The organism is Micromonospora sp. NPDC047521, from assembly GCF_055587305.1.
Map to the genome: position 1 here is coordinate 109,016 of NZ_JBVJGN010000009.1, position 14,281 is coordinate 123,296.

General features: G+C 72.7%; 15 protein-coding genes and 2 tRNA genes. 10 read left to right on the forward strand and 7 right to left on the reverse strand.

Annotated features, from left to right (window positions below; genetic code table 11):
• Positions 1-35 precede the first annotated feature (35 nt).
• From ACZ6N8_RS20400 to ACZ6N8_RS20420, 5 genes are all read left to right on the forward strand, one after another.
• A complete protein-coding gene (locus ACZ6N8_RS20400) occupies positions 36-545 on the forward strand; it encodes an RNA polymerase sigma factor (RefSeq protein WP_466011918.1) in 510 nt (169 codons plus the stop codon).
• On the forward strand, positions 535-1,470 hold the full coding sequence (locus ACZ6N8_RS20405; protein ID WP_466011920.1) for a hypothetical protein: 936 nt from the start codon (positions 535-537) through the stop codon (positions 1,468-1,470). The genes ACZ6N8_RS20400 and ACZ6N8_RS20405 overlap by 11 nt, the downstream gene beginning before the upstream one ends.
• A gap of 58 nt (positions 1,471-1,528) precedes the next feature.
• Positions 1,529-1,602 (forward strand) — tRNA-Met (locus ACZ6N8_RS20410).
• A gap of 124 nt (positions 1,603-1,726) precedes the next feature.
• Positions 1,727-1,800, forward strand: a tRNA-Met gene (locus tag ACZ6N8_RS20415).
• 187 nt (positions 1,801-1,987) lie between these two features.
• Positions 1,988-2,239 (forward strand): hypothetical protein, encoded by a 252-nt coding sequence (locus ACZ6N8_RS20420; protein WP_357984266.1) that lies wholly within the window; start codon positions 1,988-1,990, stop codon positions 2,237-2,239.
• A 14-nt stretch (positions 2,240-2,253) separates the two neighbouring features.
• On the opposite strand, the gene ACZ6N8_RS20425 is transcribed toward ACZ6N8_RS20420, so the two are convergent.
• Complete coding sequence (locus ACZ6N8_RS20425) at positions 2,254-3,576, reverse strand: ABC transporter substrate-binding protein (protein ID WP_466011922.1); 1,323 nt, start codon at positions 3,574-3,576, stop codon at positions 2,254-2,256.
• A 151-nt stretch (positions 3,577-3,727) separates the two neighbouring features.
• On the opposite strand from ACZ6N8_RS20425, the gene ACZ6N8_RS20430 reads away from it, so the two are divergent.
• Entirely contained in the window at positions 3,728-4,561 is an 834-nt protein-coding gene (locus ACZ6N8_RS20430) for a phosphoribosylaminoimidazolesuccinocarboxamide synthase (protein WP_364374234.1), read from the forward strand.
• Positions 4,562-4,571: 10 nt separating this feature from the next.
• On the opposite strand, the gene glpK is transcribed toward ACZ6N8_RS20430, so the two are convergent.
• Positions 4,572-6,056 (reverse strand): glycerol kinase GlpK, encoded by a 1,485-nt coding sequence (glpK, locus tag ACZ6N8_RS20435; RefSeq protein WP_466011924.1) that lies wholly within the window; start codon positions 6,054-6,056, stop codon positions 4,572-4,574.
• 77 nt (positions 6,057-6,133) lie between these two features.
• Here glpK and ACZ6N8_RS20440 point away from each other — a divergent pair, with 77 nt between their 5' ends.
• On the forward strand, positions 6,134-7,072 hold the full coding sequence (locus ACZ6N8_RS20440) for a ribose-phosphate diphosphokinase (RefSeq protein ID WP_357984278.1): 939 nt from the start codon (positions 6,134-6,136) through the stop codon (positions 7,070-7,072).
• Positions 7,073-7,127: 55 nt separating this feature from the next.
• On the opposite strand, the gene ACZ6N8_RS20445 is transcribed toward ACZ6N8_RS20440, so the two are convergent.
• Positions 7,128-7,583: an ATP-binding protein gene (locus ACZ6N8_RS20445; RefSeq protein WP_466011926.1), complete on the reverse strand. Its 456-nt coding sequence runs from the start codon at positions 7,581-7,583 to the stop codon at positions 7,128-7,130.
• 120 nt (positions 7,584-7,703) lie between these two features.
• Here ACZ6N8_RS20445 and macS point away from each other — a divergent pair, with 120 nt between their 5' ends.
• Both macS and ACZ6N8_RS20455 read left to right on the forward strand, forming a co-directional pair.
• Positions 7,704-8,828 carry a MacS family sensor histidine kinase gene (gene macS, locus ACZ6N8_RS20450; RefSeq protein WP_466011927.1) on the forward strand — a complete coding sequence of 375 codons (1,125 nt, stop codon included), beginning with the start codon at positions 7,704-7,706 and terminating at the stop codon, positions 8,826-8,828.
• On the forward strand, positions 8,825-9,490 hold the full coding sequence (locus tag ACZ6N8_RS20455; protein WP_466011928.1) for a response regulator: 666 nt from the start codon (positions 8,825-8,827) through the stop codon (positions 9,488-9,490). Before macS ends, ACZ6N8_RS20455 begins: the two co-directional genes overlap by 4 nt.
• A gap of 6 nt (positions 9,491-9,496) precedes the next feature.
• Here the strand turns inward: ACZ6N8_RS20455 and ACZ6N8_RS20460 are convergent, their stop codons facing one another.
• From ACZ6N8_RS20460 to ACZ6N8_RS20470, 3 genes are all read right to left on the reverse strand, one after another.
• A complete protein-coding gene (locus tag ACZ6N8_RS20460) occupies positions 9,497-10,069 on the reverse strand; it encodes a DUF5709 domain-containing protein (RefSeq protein ID WP_203175605.1) in 573 nt (190 codons plus the stop codon).
• A gap of 88 nt (positions 10,070-10,157) precedes the next feature.
• Complete coding sequence (locus tag ACZ6N8_RS20465) at positions 10,158-10,895, reverse strand: ATP-binding protein (protein WP_466011930.1); 738 nt, start codon at positions 10,893-10,895, stop codon at positions 10,158-10,160.
• 59 nt (positions 10,896-10,954) lie between these two features.
• Complete coding sequence (locus ACZ6N8_RS20470; protein WP_466011932.1) at positions 10,955-11,953, reverse strand: SDR family oxidoreductase; 999 nt, start codon at positions 11,951-11,953, stop codon at positions 10,955-10,957.
• Between the two features lie 210 nt (positions 11,954-12,163).
• Here ACZ6N8_RS20470 and ACZ6N8_RS20475 point away from each other — a divergent pair, with 210 nt between their 5' ends.
• The gene (locus ACZ6N8_RS20475) at positions 12,164-13,363 is read left to right on the forward strand and encodes a glycosyltransferase (RefSeq protein WP_466011934.1); all 1,200 of its coding nucleotides are present in this window, start codon (positions 12,164-12,166) and stop codon (positions 13,361-13,363) included.
• A 16-nt stretch (positions 13,364-13,379) separates the two neighbouring features.
• Here the strand turns inward: ACZ6N8_RS20475 and ACZ6N8_RS20480 are convergent, their stop codons facing one another.
• Entirely contained in the window at positions 13,380-14,267 is an 888-nt protein-coding gene (locus ACZ6N8_RS20480) for a hypothetical protein (RefSeq protein ID WP_466011936.1), read from the reverse strand.
• Positions 14,268-14,281: the final 14 nt, after the last annotated feature.

The following is a 14,281-nucleotide window of genomic DNA, read 5'->3' on the forward strand; positions in this document are numbered from 1 at the left end:
CTCCATGCAACGGGGCGCGGAGGAGGGGGTCAGTCGTGAGGGATGCGCAGAGCTTCGACGAGTTCTATCGCTGCACCGCCCGGCGGACCATGCGGTACGCCTACGCGGTGGCCGGTGACCACACCGAGGCGCAGGACCTGGTGCAGGAAGCTTTCACCCGGGCCTGGCGGCAGTGGGGGCGGCTGTCGGAGCATCCGGCGCCGGAGGCGTGGCTGCGTCTCGTGGTGGCCCGGCTGGCGACCGACCGCTGGCGGCGCCTGCACCGCTGGCGGTCGGTGCTCAGTCGTACCGGGCCGCCGCCGGACGCGCCACCGCCGAGCGAGGACGGGGTGCTCCTGGTTCGCGCGCTGCGCCAACTGCCGCCCACCCACCGGCAGGCGTTGGCCCTGCACTACCTCTTCGACATGTCGGTGGAGGAGATCGCCCGGGAGACCGGTGTCCCGGTCGGCACCGTCAAGTCGTGGCTGTCCCGGGGGCGGTCCCGACTGGCCGCGCTGCTACCCGACCTCGCCGTCGAGAAGCTGGAGGCGAACGATGTCAGCTGAAATCTCCGACCTGTACCGGTCGCTCACCGTCGTCGCCGACGGCATGGAGGTGGCCCACCCTGAGCTGGTCCGGCGGCGTGCCGACCGGCGGGCCCGGATCCGGGTCGCCGGCACCGCGGTCGCGGTGGCGGTGCTGCTCGGCGGGGTGGCAGTCGGTGGACGGCTCGCGTTGTCGGCGGACGGCTCGGCGCCGTTGCCCCCACCCGCGGACACCCCCGGGCCGCCGCCGACCTCCTCGACGCCCCGCCCGTCGCCGTCGGTCTCGCCGACGCTGTCGACGTCACAGTCGTCCACACCGGCGACCAGCACGTCGGTCGGCAGACCGCGGGCTTCGGCAACCGGCTCGGCAGTGTCCCGGCAGCCCACCTCGATCCCCGATCGGGCCTTCTTCAGGCTGGCGGCGGCCAACGAGAGAGGCCTGGAGTCGTGGGCGACGTCGGCGATGCTGCCTCCGCTCTGCGGGGCCGGCTACCCCAGCGACTCGGCTGTGGTCCAGCGTCGCGGCCGGTTCCTGGCCTACAAGAAGCCGGAGCAGCCGGCAGAGAGCGTGCCGGATGGCAGCTACCGGCACACCATCACCATCTACCGCTCCGGCCGCGCCGACGACGCGCTGCGGGAGCTGCGGCAGGCCGTTCGCGACTGCCCCACCCAGAAGCAGCCCGACGACGCCAGGACGTGGCGGCAGCGGCTGTTGACCTCGGGGGAGTACGGCGACGAGTCGGTGCTGTTCGAGATGCGGTCTCCGTACCCGGACGGGATGGGCGAGCCGGGGGCGGACGAGGTGCGGCTGGTCCGGGCGGTCCGGGTCGGTGACGTGGTGACGGTGCTCTGGGAGCAGGGTTGGGAGTCCACCTCCGCCGAGCGCGCGCAGGTCGACGCCGACAGCCGGCGGGCGGTGGCGGCGATCCAGAACTGGCTCGACTGACAGGAATCGGAGTCGCTTTGCGGTGTCCCGGGTCGGTGCGCTACGGTTAGCGAACCGACGCGGGGTGGAGCAGCTCGGTAGCTCGCTGGGCTCATAACCCAGAGGTCGCAGGTTCAAATCCTGTCCCCGCTACGAGAGAGAAAGCCCGTTTCCGGTTCGCCGGAGGCGGGCTTTCGACATTGCGGAGGTGCGGCGTCCGGCCGGGTCGACCCCGCCGATCATCGTCAAAAGGGATGGGTTAGGGTTAACCAGTCGACGCGGGGTGGAGCAGCTCGGTAGCTCGCTGGGCTCATAACCCAGAGGTCGCAGGTTCAAATCCTGTCCCCGCTACAAGAAGGAAAGCCCGTCTCCGGTTCGCCGGAGGCGGGCTTTCCGCTTTTCCGCCGCCATCCCGCGTGCCCGGCCGGCACCGACCCCTCGCGGATGTCCGGGATCGTTGCGCCCGGCCAGCCCCGGTCCCGTGAATTCGGCATGGAACCGACGTGCCGAGGTTGCGCCCTTCGGCGAGGATGGGCACATGTCTTCATTCGGTAGGTGGTGGGGCCGGCTCGGCGCGGTCCTCGGTACGGTCGTGCTGGCGGTCTTCGTGCCGGTGGCGGCCTGGGCGTCGACGGGCACCGGCGAGCTGGTGGTGGAGGCGGCGCGGCGGCGGTCCCGCGGCGGCGGCTTCGGCTTCCTCGGGCTGCTCTGCTGCCTGGTGGTGGTGGCGGTCATCGTGTTCCTGGTGCTTCGCCTGACCCGTAACCGTCGGGGCGGCCCGCCGCGCTGACCGGCCGCCGGTGCTCAGCCCGCGAGCGCCGCGATGGCCTGGGACAGGAAGCGCGCGGTGGCCTCACGGGTGCCGTCCCGCTTGACGCGGATGCGCTCGGCGGCGGTGACCAGCAGGGTCCGTACCCTGGCGTGCCCCTTGGGCGGTGGCGCCGGCGCCGGGCCGAGCTGGTCGGCGATGCTGGCGCCGAACGCGGCGGCCCGTCGCTGGACGGGGTCGGTGACGCTGCCCTCGGCGTAGCGGCGGACGGCGAGGCTGGGGTTCAGGCCACGCTCGTGGCCGAGGACCGTGCCGGCCTCGCCGTTCGTGGTCAGGAAGTTGATGACGTCGGCGACCGTGTCCGGGTGGCGGGTGCCCCGGAACGCCGCCCAGTACATCGACGCCCGCGCCCACTGCGCCCCGGACGGGCCGGGGAAGCCGACCACACCCAACTCGGCCCCGGTGAGTCGTTGCATCTCCGGTAGCTGGTGCGACCAGGCGAAGGACGCGGCGGTCAGGCCGGTCACGACCAGCTGCCGGGCCGGCTCGCCACTGTCGGCCTGCTCGATCAGCGCCGCGCCGGGCGTCGCCCGGTCGGCGCGGGCTCGCTGCCAGAGCTCGAACCAGCTGATCAGCTCGTCCGCGCCGAAGCCCAACTGCTGCCCCCGGTAGAACTCGCCGCCCTGCGAACGCAGCCACAGCCAGAGCGCGCGGTAGTCGCCGGACCCGTCCATGGTGCCGGCCACCCGGCCGTCGCCGGCCTCGGTGACCTGCGTCGCCCAGGAGATGTAGTCGGTCCAGCTCATCGCCGCGCGCGGCTCAGGCATCCGCAACTCCCGCAGCAGGTCCCGGTTGAAGACCACCCCGGCGAGGGTCTGCCCAGCGGCGACGGCCATCGTCCGGCCTTCCACAGTGCCGTAGCGGAGCAGGCCCTCCGGCAGGCCGCGCAGGTCCACCCGGTGATCGGCGACTCGGTCGGTGAGGTCGAGGAGGATCTGGCGTTGGCTGTAGTCGGTGAGCACTGAGTCGTCGATCTGGATCAGATCCGGCACGTTGCCGCCGGCCGCCTGGGTGGCCAGCCGCTCGTAGTAGCCGTCGACGCCCTGCCAGGTGACCCGGAAGGTGACCCGGGGGTTGCGCGCCGAGTAGAGCCGCAGCACCTTCTCGGTGAGTTCCGCCCGCCTCGGGCCACCCCACCAGAAGACCGACAGCTCGACAGGCCCGTCCTGGCTGGACGTGGTGGCGCCGTCGCTGCACCCGGCCAGCCCGCCGGCAGCCAGCAAGGGAGTGCCGGCCAGCGCGGTGAGCAGGCGGCGTCGGCCCGGGTCGGCGTCGATCGGGGGTCGAACAACGGGCACGGGGGTCTCCTGGCACCTGCGTGGGCGGCGGTCGGACCATTCACGCAGGCGGCGCAGGAGGGTGTCAACGTCCGTCCGGTCACCCCGGCGTCCGCGCCCGGCGCGGGTGGGCGAATCAGTCTCCCCGATGCAGCGTGGTGTACTAGGGCGCGTGGAACTTCTGCACTCGGGCAAGGTTCGGGACGTCTACGCCGACGGCGACGACCTGATCCTGGTCGCCTCGGACCGGATCTCGATCTACGACGTGGCGCTGCCGACGCCGATCCCGGACAAGGGTCGCCTGCTCACCGCGCTCTCGCTCTGGTGGTTCGAGCAGCTCGCCGACCTGGTGCCGAACCACGTCATCTCCGCCACCGACGTGCCCGCCGAGTTCGCCGGGCGGGCCATCCGCTGCCAGCGGCTCGACATGGTCCCGGTCGAGTGCGTCGCCCGCGGTTACCTCACCGGCGGCGGCCTGCGGGAGTACGAGCAGACCGGCGCGGTGTCCGGCATAACCCTGCCCCGAGGGCTCGGCGAGGCGTCGATCCTGCCCGAGCCGATCTTCACGCCGTCGAGCAAGGCCCCGATGGGCGAGCACGACGAACCCATCACGTACGACGACGTGGTGGCGAAGGTGGGGCAGGACACCGCCGAGCGGCTGCGGCAGATCACCATCGACATCTACCGGCGCGGCGCCGAGCTGGCCGCCGACCGGGGCATCCTGATCGCCGACACCAAGATCGAGCTGGGCTGGGCTCCGGACGGCACCCTGGTCCTCGCCGACGAGCTGCTCACCTCCGACTCGTCGCGGTTCTGGCCTGCGGAGTCGTACCAGCCGGGGCGGGTGCAGTTCTCCTACGACAAGCAGTACGTGCGCGACTGGGCCACCGGCAGCGGCTGGAACAAGCAGGCCCCCGCACCGGACGTGCCCGACGAGGTCGTCGAGGCGACCCGCGCCCGCTACATCGAGGTCTACGAGAAGCTCACCGGCAACCGCTGGGAGTGACCGCCGGCCCTCACTCCACCCAGTCGAGAGTGCGCTGCACGGCTTTGCGCCACTGGCGCAGCTCCCGCTCACGCAGTTCCGGGGCCATGGACGGCTGCCACTGGGCGTCGGAGCGCCACTTCGCGCGCAGGGTGGCCAGGTCGGGCCAGAAGCCGACCGCCAGGCCGGCCGCGTACGCCGCGCCGAGGCAGGTGGTCTCGGTGATCCGGGAGCGGATGACAGGCACGTCGAGCACGTCGGCGAGGAACTGCATGAGCAGGGCGTTCGCGGTCATCCCACCGTCCACGCGGAGCCGGCGCAGCGCCACGTCGGAGTCGGCGTCCATCGCGTCGACCACCTCGCGGGTCTGCCACGCCGACGCCTCCAGCACCGCCCGCGCCAGGTGCCCCTTGGTGATGTAACCGGTCAGGCCGGCGATGACGCCCCGTGCGTCGCTGCGCCAGTGCGGGGCGAACAGCCCGGAGAACGCCGGCACCACGTAGCAGCCGCCGTTGTCGTCCACGGTGCGGGCCAGGTCCTCCACCTCGGCCGCGGAGGAGATCAACCCGAGGTTGTCCCGCAGCCACTGCACGAGCGAGCCGGTGACGGCGATGGCGCCCTCCAGGGCGTACGCCGGGGGTTGGCCCTTGATCTGGTAGGCGACTGTGGTGAGCAGGCCGTGCGTCGAGGGGACCGGGGTGGCCCCGGTGTTGAGCAGCAGGAAGCTGCCGGTGCCGTAGGTGCACTTCGCCTCGCCCGGCTGGAAGCAGGTCTGCCCGAACAGGGCGGCCTGCTGGTCACCGAGCGCGCTGGCCACCGGCACCCCGGCGAGCACACCGTTGGCCGTGCCGTACACCTCGGCGGAGCAGCGGATCTCCGGGAGCATCGCCGCCGGTACGCCCATCGCCTCCAGCAGCTCGGGGTCCCAGTCGAGCGTCGTGAGGTCCATCAGCATGGTCCGGCTGGCGTTCGTCACGTCGGTGACGTGCGCGCCTGTCAGCTTCCAGATCAGCCAGCTGTCCATGGTGCCGAACAGCACCTCGCCGCGTTCGGCGCGCTCACGCAGGCCGTCGACCTCGTCGAGCAGCCAGCGCAGCTTCGGCCCGGCGAAGTAGGTGGCCAGCGGCAGGCCCGTGCGGGTCCGGAACCGCTCCTCGCCGTACGTCGAGGCCAGCTCGCGCAGCAGCGGCCCGGTGCGGGTGTCCTGCCAGACGATGGCGTTGGCCACCGGGCGGCCGGTGGCCCGGTCCCAGACGACAGTGGTCTCCCGCTGGTTGGTGATGCCCACGGCGGCGAGCCCTGCCGTGTCGATGCCGGCGGCCCGCAGCGCCTCGGCGACCACCTGCTGGACGTTGTCCCAGATCTCCTCGGCGTCGTGCTCCACCCAACCCGGCCGGGGGAAGATCTGCCGGTGTTCGCGTTGGGCCACGGCGACGATGTCCCCGGCGGAGTCGAAGACGATGCACCGCGAGGAGGTGGTGCCCTGGTCGATGGCGGCGACGTACTCGGGGGTCACCGCAGCACCGTACCCGGACCGGCGGTGCGGTGCGACCGCCGTCACGGCGGCCCACGCGTCGCCTACGATGTGCGAACGTGCGCGACATCGCCGTTTTCAGTGGAACCGCCCATCCCGACCTCGCCGCCGAGATCTGCGCCCATCTGGGGGTGCCGCTGCATCCGGTGCGGGTCTCCCGGTTCGCGAACGACTGCCTGGAAGTCCAGTTGCAGGCCAACTGCCGCGAGCGGGACGTGTTCCTGATCCAGCCGCTGGTGCCGCCGGTGCAGGAGAACCTGGTCGAGCTGCTGCTCATGATCGACGCGGCCCGGGGGGCGTCCGCCGGGCGGATCACCGTGGTGCTGCCGCACTACGCGTACGCCCGCTCGGACAAGAAGGACGCCCCACGGATCTCGATCGGCGCCCGGCTCGTCGCCGATCTGCTCACCTCGGCCGGCGCGGACCGGGTGCTCGCGATGACCCTGCACTCGCCGCAGGTGCACGGCTTCTTCAGCGTCCCGGTGGACCACCTGCACGCGCTGCGGGAGCTGGCCACCCACTTCCGGCGCTACGACCTGAGCGACACCGTGGTGGTCTCGCCCGACCTGGGCAACGCCAAGGAGGCAGCGGCCTTCGCCAGGTTGCTGGGCACGCCCGTGGCGGCCGGGGCGAAGCAGCGGTTCAGCGACGACCTCGTCAAGATCAGCGCGGTGATCGGCGAGGTGGCCGACCGGGACGTCATCGTGCTGGACGACGAGATCGCCAAGGGCAGCACGGTGGTCGAGCTGATGGAGCACCTGCGCGGCCTGAAGGTCCGCTCGATCCGGTTGGCCTGTACGCACGGACTCTTCTCCGGCGACGCCCTGCACCGGCTCAGCGACCAGGACGGCGTACTGGAGATCGTCTGCACCAACACGGTCCCCATCGCCGCCGAGAAGCGGGTGCCGAAACTCCAGGTGCTCTCGGTGGCGCCCGCCCTGGCTGAGGCCATGCGGCGGATACACAACGGGGAGTCCGTTTCGGCGCTCTTCGCCTGACCCGTCCTCGCCGATCCGTTGACTGCGGGATGGGCGCGGCGGGGCGACGCCGGGGTCAGCGCGTGGTGCGGTAGTTGTCGGTGAGGCCGGCCATGATGCGGACAGTTGTGCCTGTGGTGCCGGTGGCGACCTCCATGGCGTCGGTCAGCTCGCGGGCCAGCCAGAGACCCCAGCCGCCGGCCGTGTCCGGCGCCGGACGACTGCGGTCGCCCAGCCGTTGCGGGCTGATCCCGTGCCCGTGGTCGGCGACCTCGCAGACCAGTGCCCCCGGCTCCTGCCAGAGCCGCAGCCAACCCCGCCCACCGCCGTGCCGCACCGCGTTCGTGATCAGTTCGTTGATCGCGAGCACGAAGTCGTCAAGCCGTTGGCCGGTCAGCCCGCAGGCGTGCGCGCAGGAGGTGACCGAGTGTCGGATCTCGGTCACCTGGGCCTGGTCAAAGGCCTCGGCGATAAGGAGGGCGGGTTCGATGGGCACAACCGTACGCGGTGCGTGCGGATCTGCGTTCGTCATGGGCCCGTCCCGACGGCGAAGCTCGAAGTATTTCGCGGCATTTCCACCGTACGTCAGGGTTTCCCGAACCGCACTCGCCGCCTGCCGCGCGCCCGGCCCCGCTGTGGCATCCTGACCGCCATGTCGTCGCCGTCGGGTGGTTTCGAGGTGCCACTCTGGCGTGCCCTCGCGGTGTTCCGGGTGGCGTCCCTCGGGTACGTCTGCGTGCTCTCGGTACGCGACGCCGACAGGTACGCCCACCCGTACGCCGCCGGCGCCCTGGTCCTGGTCATGATCGCCTGGACCACGGCGACCGCCATCGGCTACGCCCGCCCGGCCTGGCGGCGCTGGCCGCTGCTGCTGGCCGACCTCGGGGTGGTGGTGGCCATCGTGCTCTCCACCCCCTGGGTGGTCGGCCGGACGGCGCTCGCCCACGGCGTGCCCACCCTGGGGGTGGCCTGGATGGCCGGTCCGGTGCTGGCCTGGGCCGTCTCCGGCGGACGCCGTCGCGGCACTGTGGCGGCGCTCGTGGTCGCCGGCGCGGACCTGGCCACCCGGGAACGGATCGGCCAGTCCTCGTTCACAGGCGTGATCCTGATGCTGCTCGCCGGGGTGGTGGTCGGGCACGTGGCCCGACTCGCGGTGGCCGCCGAGGAGCGGCTGCAACGCGCGGTCGAGTTGGAGGCGGCAACCCGGGAGCGGGAGCGGCTGGCCCGGGACATCCACGACTCGGTGCTCCAGGTGCTGGCGCTCGTGCAGCGGCGCGGCGCGGACCTGCCCGGCGAGGCCGGCGACCTGGCCCGGCTCGCCGGTGAGCAGGAAGCGGCGCTGCGGGCACTGATCGCCGGCACCGCCACCCTCGGCGGGTCGGACGCCGACACGGTGGACCTGCGGAGCCTGCTCGGGCGGTACGCCTCGTCGGCGGTGTCGCTCTCGGCCCCCGCCACCCCGGTGTCACTGCCCCGGCAGGTGGCCGGGGAGCTGGCGGCCGCGACCGGCGCGGCCCTGGACAACGTGGGACGGCACGCCGGCGGACGGGCCTGGGTGCTGATCGAGGACGAGGGGACGACTGTGACCGTGTCGATCCGGGACGAGGGGCCCGGCATTCCGGACGGCCGGCTGAGCGAGGCCGCCGACCAGGGTCGGCTCGGTGTGAGCCAGTCGATCCGGGGCCGGGTCACCGACCTGGGCGGGACGGTCCGGATCATCTCGGCGCCGGAGGCCGGGACCGAGATCGAACTGACAGTGCCGAGGGCGCGGCGATGACGCAGGTGCGAGTGATGGTCGTCGACGACCATCCGATGTGGCGCGAGGGCGTGGCCCGCGACCTCACCGAGGCCGGCTTCCTGGTGGTGGCGACCAGCGGCGAGGGGCGGCAGGCGGTCCGGGTGGCCGCCGCCGCCCGCCCCGACGTGGTCGTCCTCGACCTGCAACTACCTGACATCTCCGGGGTCGAGGTGATCCTCGGGCTGCGCGCGGCGCTGCCCGACGTACGGGTGCTCATGCTCAGCGCCAGCGGCGAACAGCAGAGCGTGCTGGACGCGGTCAAGGCGGGGGCCACCGGCTACCTGGTGAAGTCGACGGCGCCGGCCGAGTTCCTCGACGCCGTGCGCCGCACCGCGGCAGGCGATCCGGTCTTCACCCCCGGCCTGGCGGGGCTGGTCCTCGGCGAGTACCGTCGGCTGGCCGCCGGGCCGGTGGCCGAGCCGGGCGACGGTACGGAACCGGGCGCGCCCCGGCTCACCGACCGGGAGACCGAGGTGCTGCGACTGGTGGCGAAGGGGATGTCGTACAAGCAGATCGCCCAGCGGCTCGGGCTGTCGCACCGCACCGTGCAGAACCACGTGCAGAACACGCTGGGCAAGCTGCATCTGCACAACCGGGTCGAGCTGACCCGGTACGCCATCGAACGCGGCCTGGACGACTGAGCGGCCTCAGACCGAGCGCGGCGGCTCCGTCTCGTGGATGGCCAGCTCCTCGGCGCTCGCCCCGCCACCTGCCGAGCCGGCGTCGTACGCCACCGAGTCGGTCTCCTGGTCGGTGTGCGCCCCCTCGTCCGGTTCGACAAGCCGGCCCACAGTCGCGTCGGCCACCGTGCCGAGCTGGCCGTGGTCGTAGAGGGAGACCGGCGAGTTCGGGTCGGAGGTGGGCCCCGGGTCCATCACGTCGGCGTCGAGCTGGGCCTCCGCGGCGGCCTCCAGGTTGTCCGCCTCGAAGGCGATCTTCGGGTCGATCGTCCCGGCCAGCGGGTCGTCCGCCGGGCGTTCGTAGACCTCCCGGTCGAGCTTGTAGTCCAACGACTCGCCGTCGAGCTGCTCCTCGGCGGTGGTCCCGAACCGGTCCACCGCGACCGGAGTGCGGTCTCCGGGCAGCTGGGCCGGGTCCGGGCCGTCCGCCTCGCGTCCGGTGAGGACGTCGTCGTTGGCGGTCGAGTCGTCATCGGCGGTGTCCGGAAGCCCCTGGGACTCGGTGTCGGACACGGGGGTCGGGTACTCGTTGTCGCGCATGTCTGATCACTACCCGCTGCCCTCCCGCCGTAACCGGGCCGTCCCCGCAGGTACGACGCGGAACCGGGCACCGGAGGTGAAAGCCCGGTCAGGCGACCTCGTCGTCCGGGTGCAGCACGCACCAGACGACCTTGCCGTCCGGTACGGGGCTGCTGCCCCACCGGCGGGCCACCGTGTCGATCAGCAGCAGCCCCCGGCCGCCCACCCGGTCCGGCGGGGACAGTCCCGCGAACGTCGGCTGTCGCGGGGAGTGGTCCCGGACCGCCAGGTGCAGGGCGCTGTCGTGCGGCGCCAGCCGCACCGTCATCGCCGTCCGGGCGTGCGCCACCACGTTGTTGACCATCTCGGTGACCGCGATGCACGCCGGGTCGACGAGGGTCGGCATGCCCCAGCGCTCGCACCCGGTGGTGACCATCTCGCGGGCCTCCCGGGCGGCTCCCACAGCCGGATCCAGGTCGGCGGTGAGCACCGCCGCCATCGGTGCCGCCGCGACCGCCGCCAGCGCGCCGTCCAGGGTGGGCCAGGCCGGGACGCCCGGTGCGGCGTCCGGCTGGTCGGGCCCGGCGACCGTCGGGTCGACGAGAAGCAGGTCCGCGGCCGGCCAGTCGGCGATCTCCCGGCGCACCTCGGCGAAGACGCCGCGGACGGCCGGGTCGGCGACCCGCAGCCCGGTCAGGTCGACCACCACCGGGCCGGGTCGGTCACTGAGCCGGGTGAGCAGCGCGGCACGGACCACGTCCGTCGCGCCGGCGTCGAGCACACCCGTCAACCGGACCACAGCCGACGACTCGTCGATCTCGACGAGGCAACGCGAAGCGGTCGGCATGATCGCCCCATTGTGCGCGCCTGTGACCACTGCCGCATCCGGTCGGTCGACGCCCGACATCAGCGGACCAACCGGGATCGGCGGTTCATGGCCGCCATCGTGCCGACCGCGGTACCCGCGGCGGCGAGGCCGAACGCGGCGGTCATCCGCACCAACTGGCGACGCCGGCCATGCCAGCCGCCGTCCCGGCGCGCCTCGGCGTCGGCGTCGAACACGTTGCCGCTGCTGTCCATCCGGGCGCCAGGACCGAACTGGGTGCGATGGGCGTACCAGGCGAGGGTGCGCTCCACCAGGGCTGGCGCGAGCCGCCACTGAAGGCCGATGAGCCGGGCGGCGCCACCCGCGTACGCCTCGCGGCGCGGCCGGCGCAGCAGCCGGACGATCGTCTCGGCGACGACCTCCGGCGGGTAGACCGGCGGGGGTGGCGCGAGTTCGCGGCCTGTGTGGTTGGCCGTGTGCCTGAAGAACGGGGTGTCGATTGTTGCCGGCAGGACCGTGCAGACGGAGATCTGCCCCCGCCCGGTGACCCGCAGCTCCTGCCGGACGGTGTCGGCGAGCCCCCGGATGCCGTGCTTGGTGGCGTTGTACGCCGACTGGTAGGGCATCGCCACCTCGGCCAGCACCGAGGCGTTGTTGACCAGGACACCGCCGCCGGCCGCCTCCAGGTACGGCAGCGCGGCCTTGATGCCGTGCACGGCACCGAGCAGGTTGACCTCCAGCACCCGGCGGAACTCGGCGACCGGAATCTCGTCGAACAGGCCCACCGCGCTCACCGCGGCGTTGTTCACCCAGGCGTCGATCCGCCCGAACTCGGCAGCCGCCCGGTCCGCCAACTGCCGTACCGACTCCAGGTCGGTCACGTCTGTCGGCACGACAAGGGCCCGGCCGCCCAGCTCCCGGCAGCGTTGCGCCACCTCGCGCAGGGCCGGCTCGCTGCGGGCGGCCAGTACGACGGCGACGCCACGGCGGGCCAGCGCGTACGCGGTGGCGGTGCCGATCCCGCTGGACGCACCGGTGATCACCACGGTCGAATCGTCGAGACTGCGGGTCAGGGGCATTTCTCAGCGGTACCCCCGCCCGGGGCTGCTCATACCACCGGTAGGTGTCTGATCACGGCGTCGGCCGCCATGGTTGTCATGGCGCAAGCGTCGGCGGCACCTGCGGGGACTGTTCCCGATCTGCCAGGTTTCGACTCCGGGCCCTCGGGTTAATGGGACGCTCTGACCGGGAGGACCACCGCCGAGGAAAAGATCGCAGGGAGGTGACCCATGCGCGTCGGCCTCGTCTGCGCGCACACCAGCTCGTACCGGCACGCCGACGGCCCGCCGGTCGGTACCCAACAGCACATCGCGCGGGTCGCCGCCGAGCTGGCCGGCCGAGGCCACGATGTCCGGATCTACGAGCGTCGGGACGACCCGGAGCTGCCGGACACCACGGACGTCGACGGCTACCAGGTGCACCGGGTGTCCGCCGGCCCGCCCACCCCGTTGCCCACCGCCGAGCTGATCCCGCACGTCACGGCGTTCGGCCGCTGGCTGACCGACGAGTGGGCAGGCGCCTGGCGACCCGAGGTGGTGCACGGGCACTACTGGGTCGGAGGCCTGGCCGCCGCGCACGCCGTGCGGGAGACCGACATCCCTGTGGTGCAGACGTTCCACTCACTCGGCGTCGAGCAGCTGCGACACCTGGGCGGGCGGTACGACGGCCCGGGGCAGCGCATCCCGCTGGAGCGGGCACTGACCCGGGCGGTGGACATCGCGGTCGCCCAGTGCAACGACGAGGTGGACGAGCTGACCCGGATGGGTCTGCAACGCAGCCTGGTGGCGATGGTGCCGGCCGGGGTGGACATCCAACAGTTCCACCCCGACGGTGAGGCCGCGCCGCGCGAGCAACGCTCGCGGATCCTCTCCGTCGGCGGGCTCTCCCCGGGCCACGGGCAGGAGGACCTGATCCGGGCGATGCGGCTGGTCGGCGACGCCGAACTGGTGATCGCCGGCGGGCCACCTGCCGAGGCGTTGGTCAACCACGCGGAGGCGCGTCGGTTGCGGGAGCTGGCCGAGCAGGTCGGGGTGGCCGACCAGGTACGCCTCGTTGGCGCGGTGCCACACGACCAGATGGCCACCTGGTACCGGTCGGCGGACGTGGTGGCCTGCACGCCGCACTACTCCTCGGCGGGCCGGGTGTCGCTGGAGGCGATGGCCTGCGGGGTGCCCGTGGTCGGCTACGCGATGGGCGGCCTGGCGGACGCCGTCGTCGACGAGGTCACCGGTCGGCTGGTGCCCCCCGGCGACGTGCGGACACTCGGGGTCTCGCTGCGCCGGCTGCTGTCCGACAACGCCGGCCGGTTCGCGTACGGCCACGCGGCGGTGGACCGGGTCCGCAGCAGCTACACCTGGGACCGGACGGCTGGCGCGTTGGAGCGCCTCTACGAGCGGGTGGTGAGCCGGCGCAAGCCGGTCGAGGCGTGACGCGGGGAGGCGCCGGTCAGACGGGTCGGCCGGCGCCGACCATTGCCGGATCCCGGCGGCGGGGCGCCGCGCGGTGCTGCTGGGGTTGCGCGTACCGGGTCAGCCCGATCACCGCGGTCAGGGTGACCAGGAAACCCGCAGCGGCCAGCCACTCCCGTCCGGGCCAGATCTTGTCGTTGAGCAGCAGCAGGCCGACGATCGCCGCCGGTACCGCCCCGGCCGCGTCCATCGCGGCGACAGCCGCGGTCGTCGAGCCCCGCTGCATGGCAAGGCCCAGCAGCAGCTGCCCGACGATCGAGTGGGCGATCAGCAGGTAGAACAGGGGATCGGCGAGGAACGCCTCGGCGGACGGCGCGGAGGCCAGCGGGCGGGCCGCCACCGCCGCCGAGGAGAAGGCCAGCCCGGCCAGCGAACCGAGCGCCACCGACCCGGGCGCCCCGTGCAGCCGGACGGCGAAGACACCGAGCACCGCGATGACACCCAGCGCCACCAGCAGCGCCACCGAGCCGGCCGTGCCGAGCTGCTTCGACGGCGCCGGACGTGCGGACAGCACCAGCGCGGTGATCCCTCCGAAGAGCAGGGCCAGCAGCGCCACCTCGGCCACCGGCAACCGCCACTTCAGCACCACCACGCCGAGAATCGCCGTCACCCCGAGCCCGGCGGCCACGCTGGCCTGCACCAGGAACAGGGGCAGATCCCGCCGGGCCAGGAAGGCGAGCACGAAACCGCCGATCTGGCAGCTCAACCCGACCAGGTACGTGCGGTGCCCGGCCAGCCGCAGCAGCAGGCCCGGATCGAAGGTGTGGTGGACCGTTGTGCGGGCCGCGGCCACCGACTGGAGCAGGTTGGCGAAGCCGTACGCGACAATCATCGCCGCGAGAAAGCACCAGCCGGAGGAGACCACCTGGCGAGGATAGA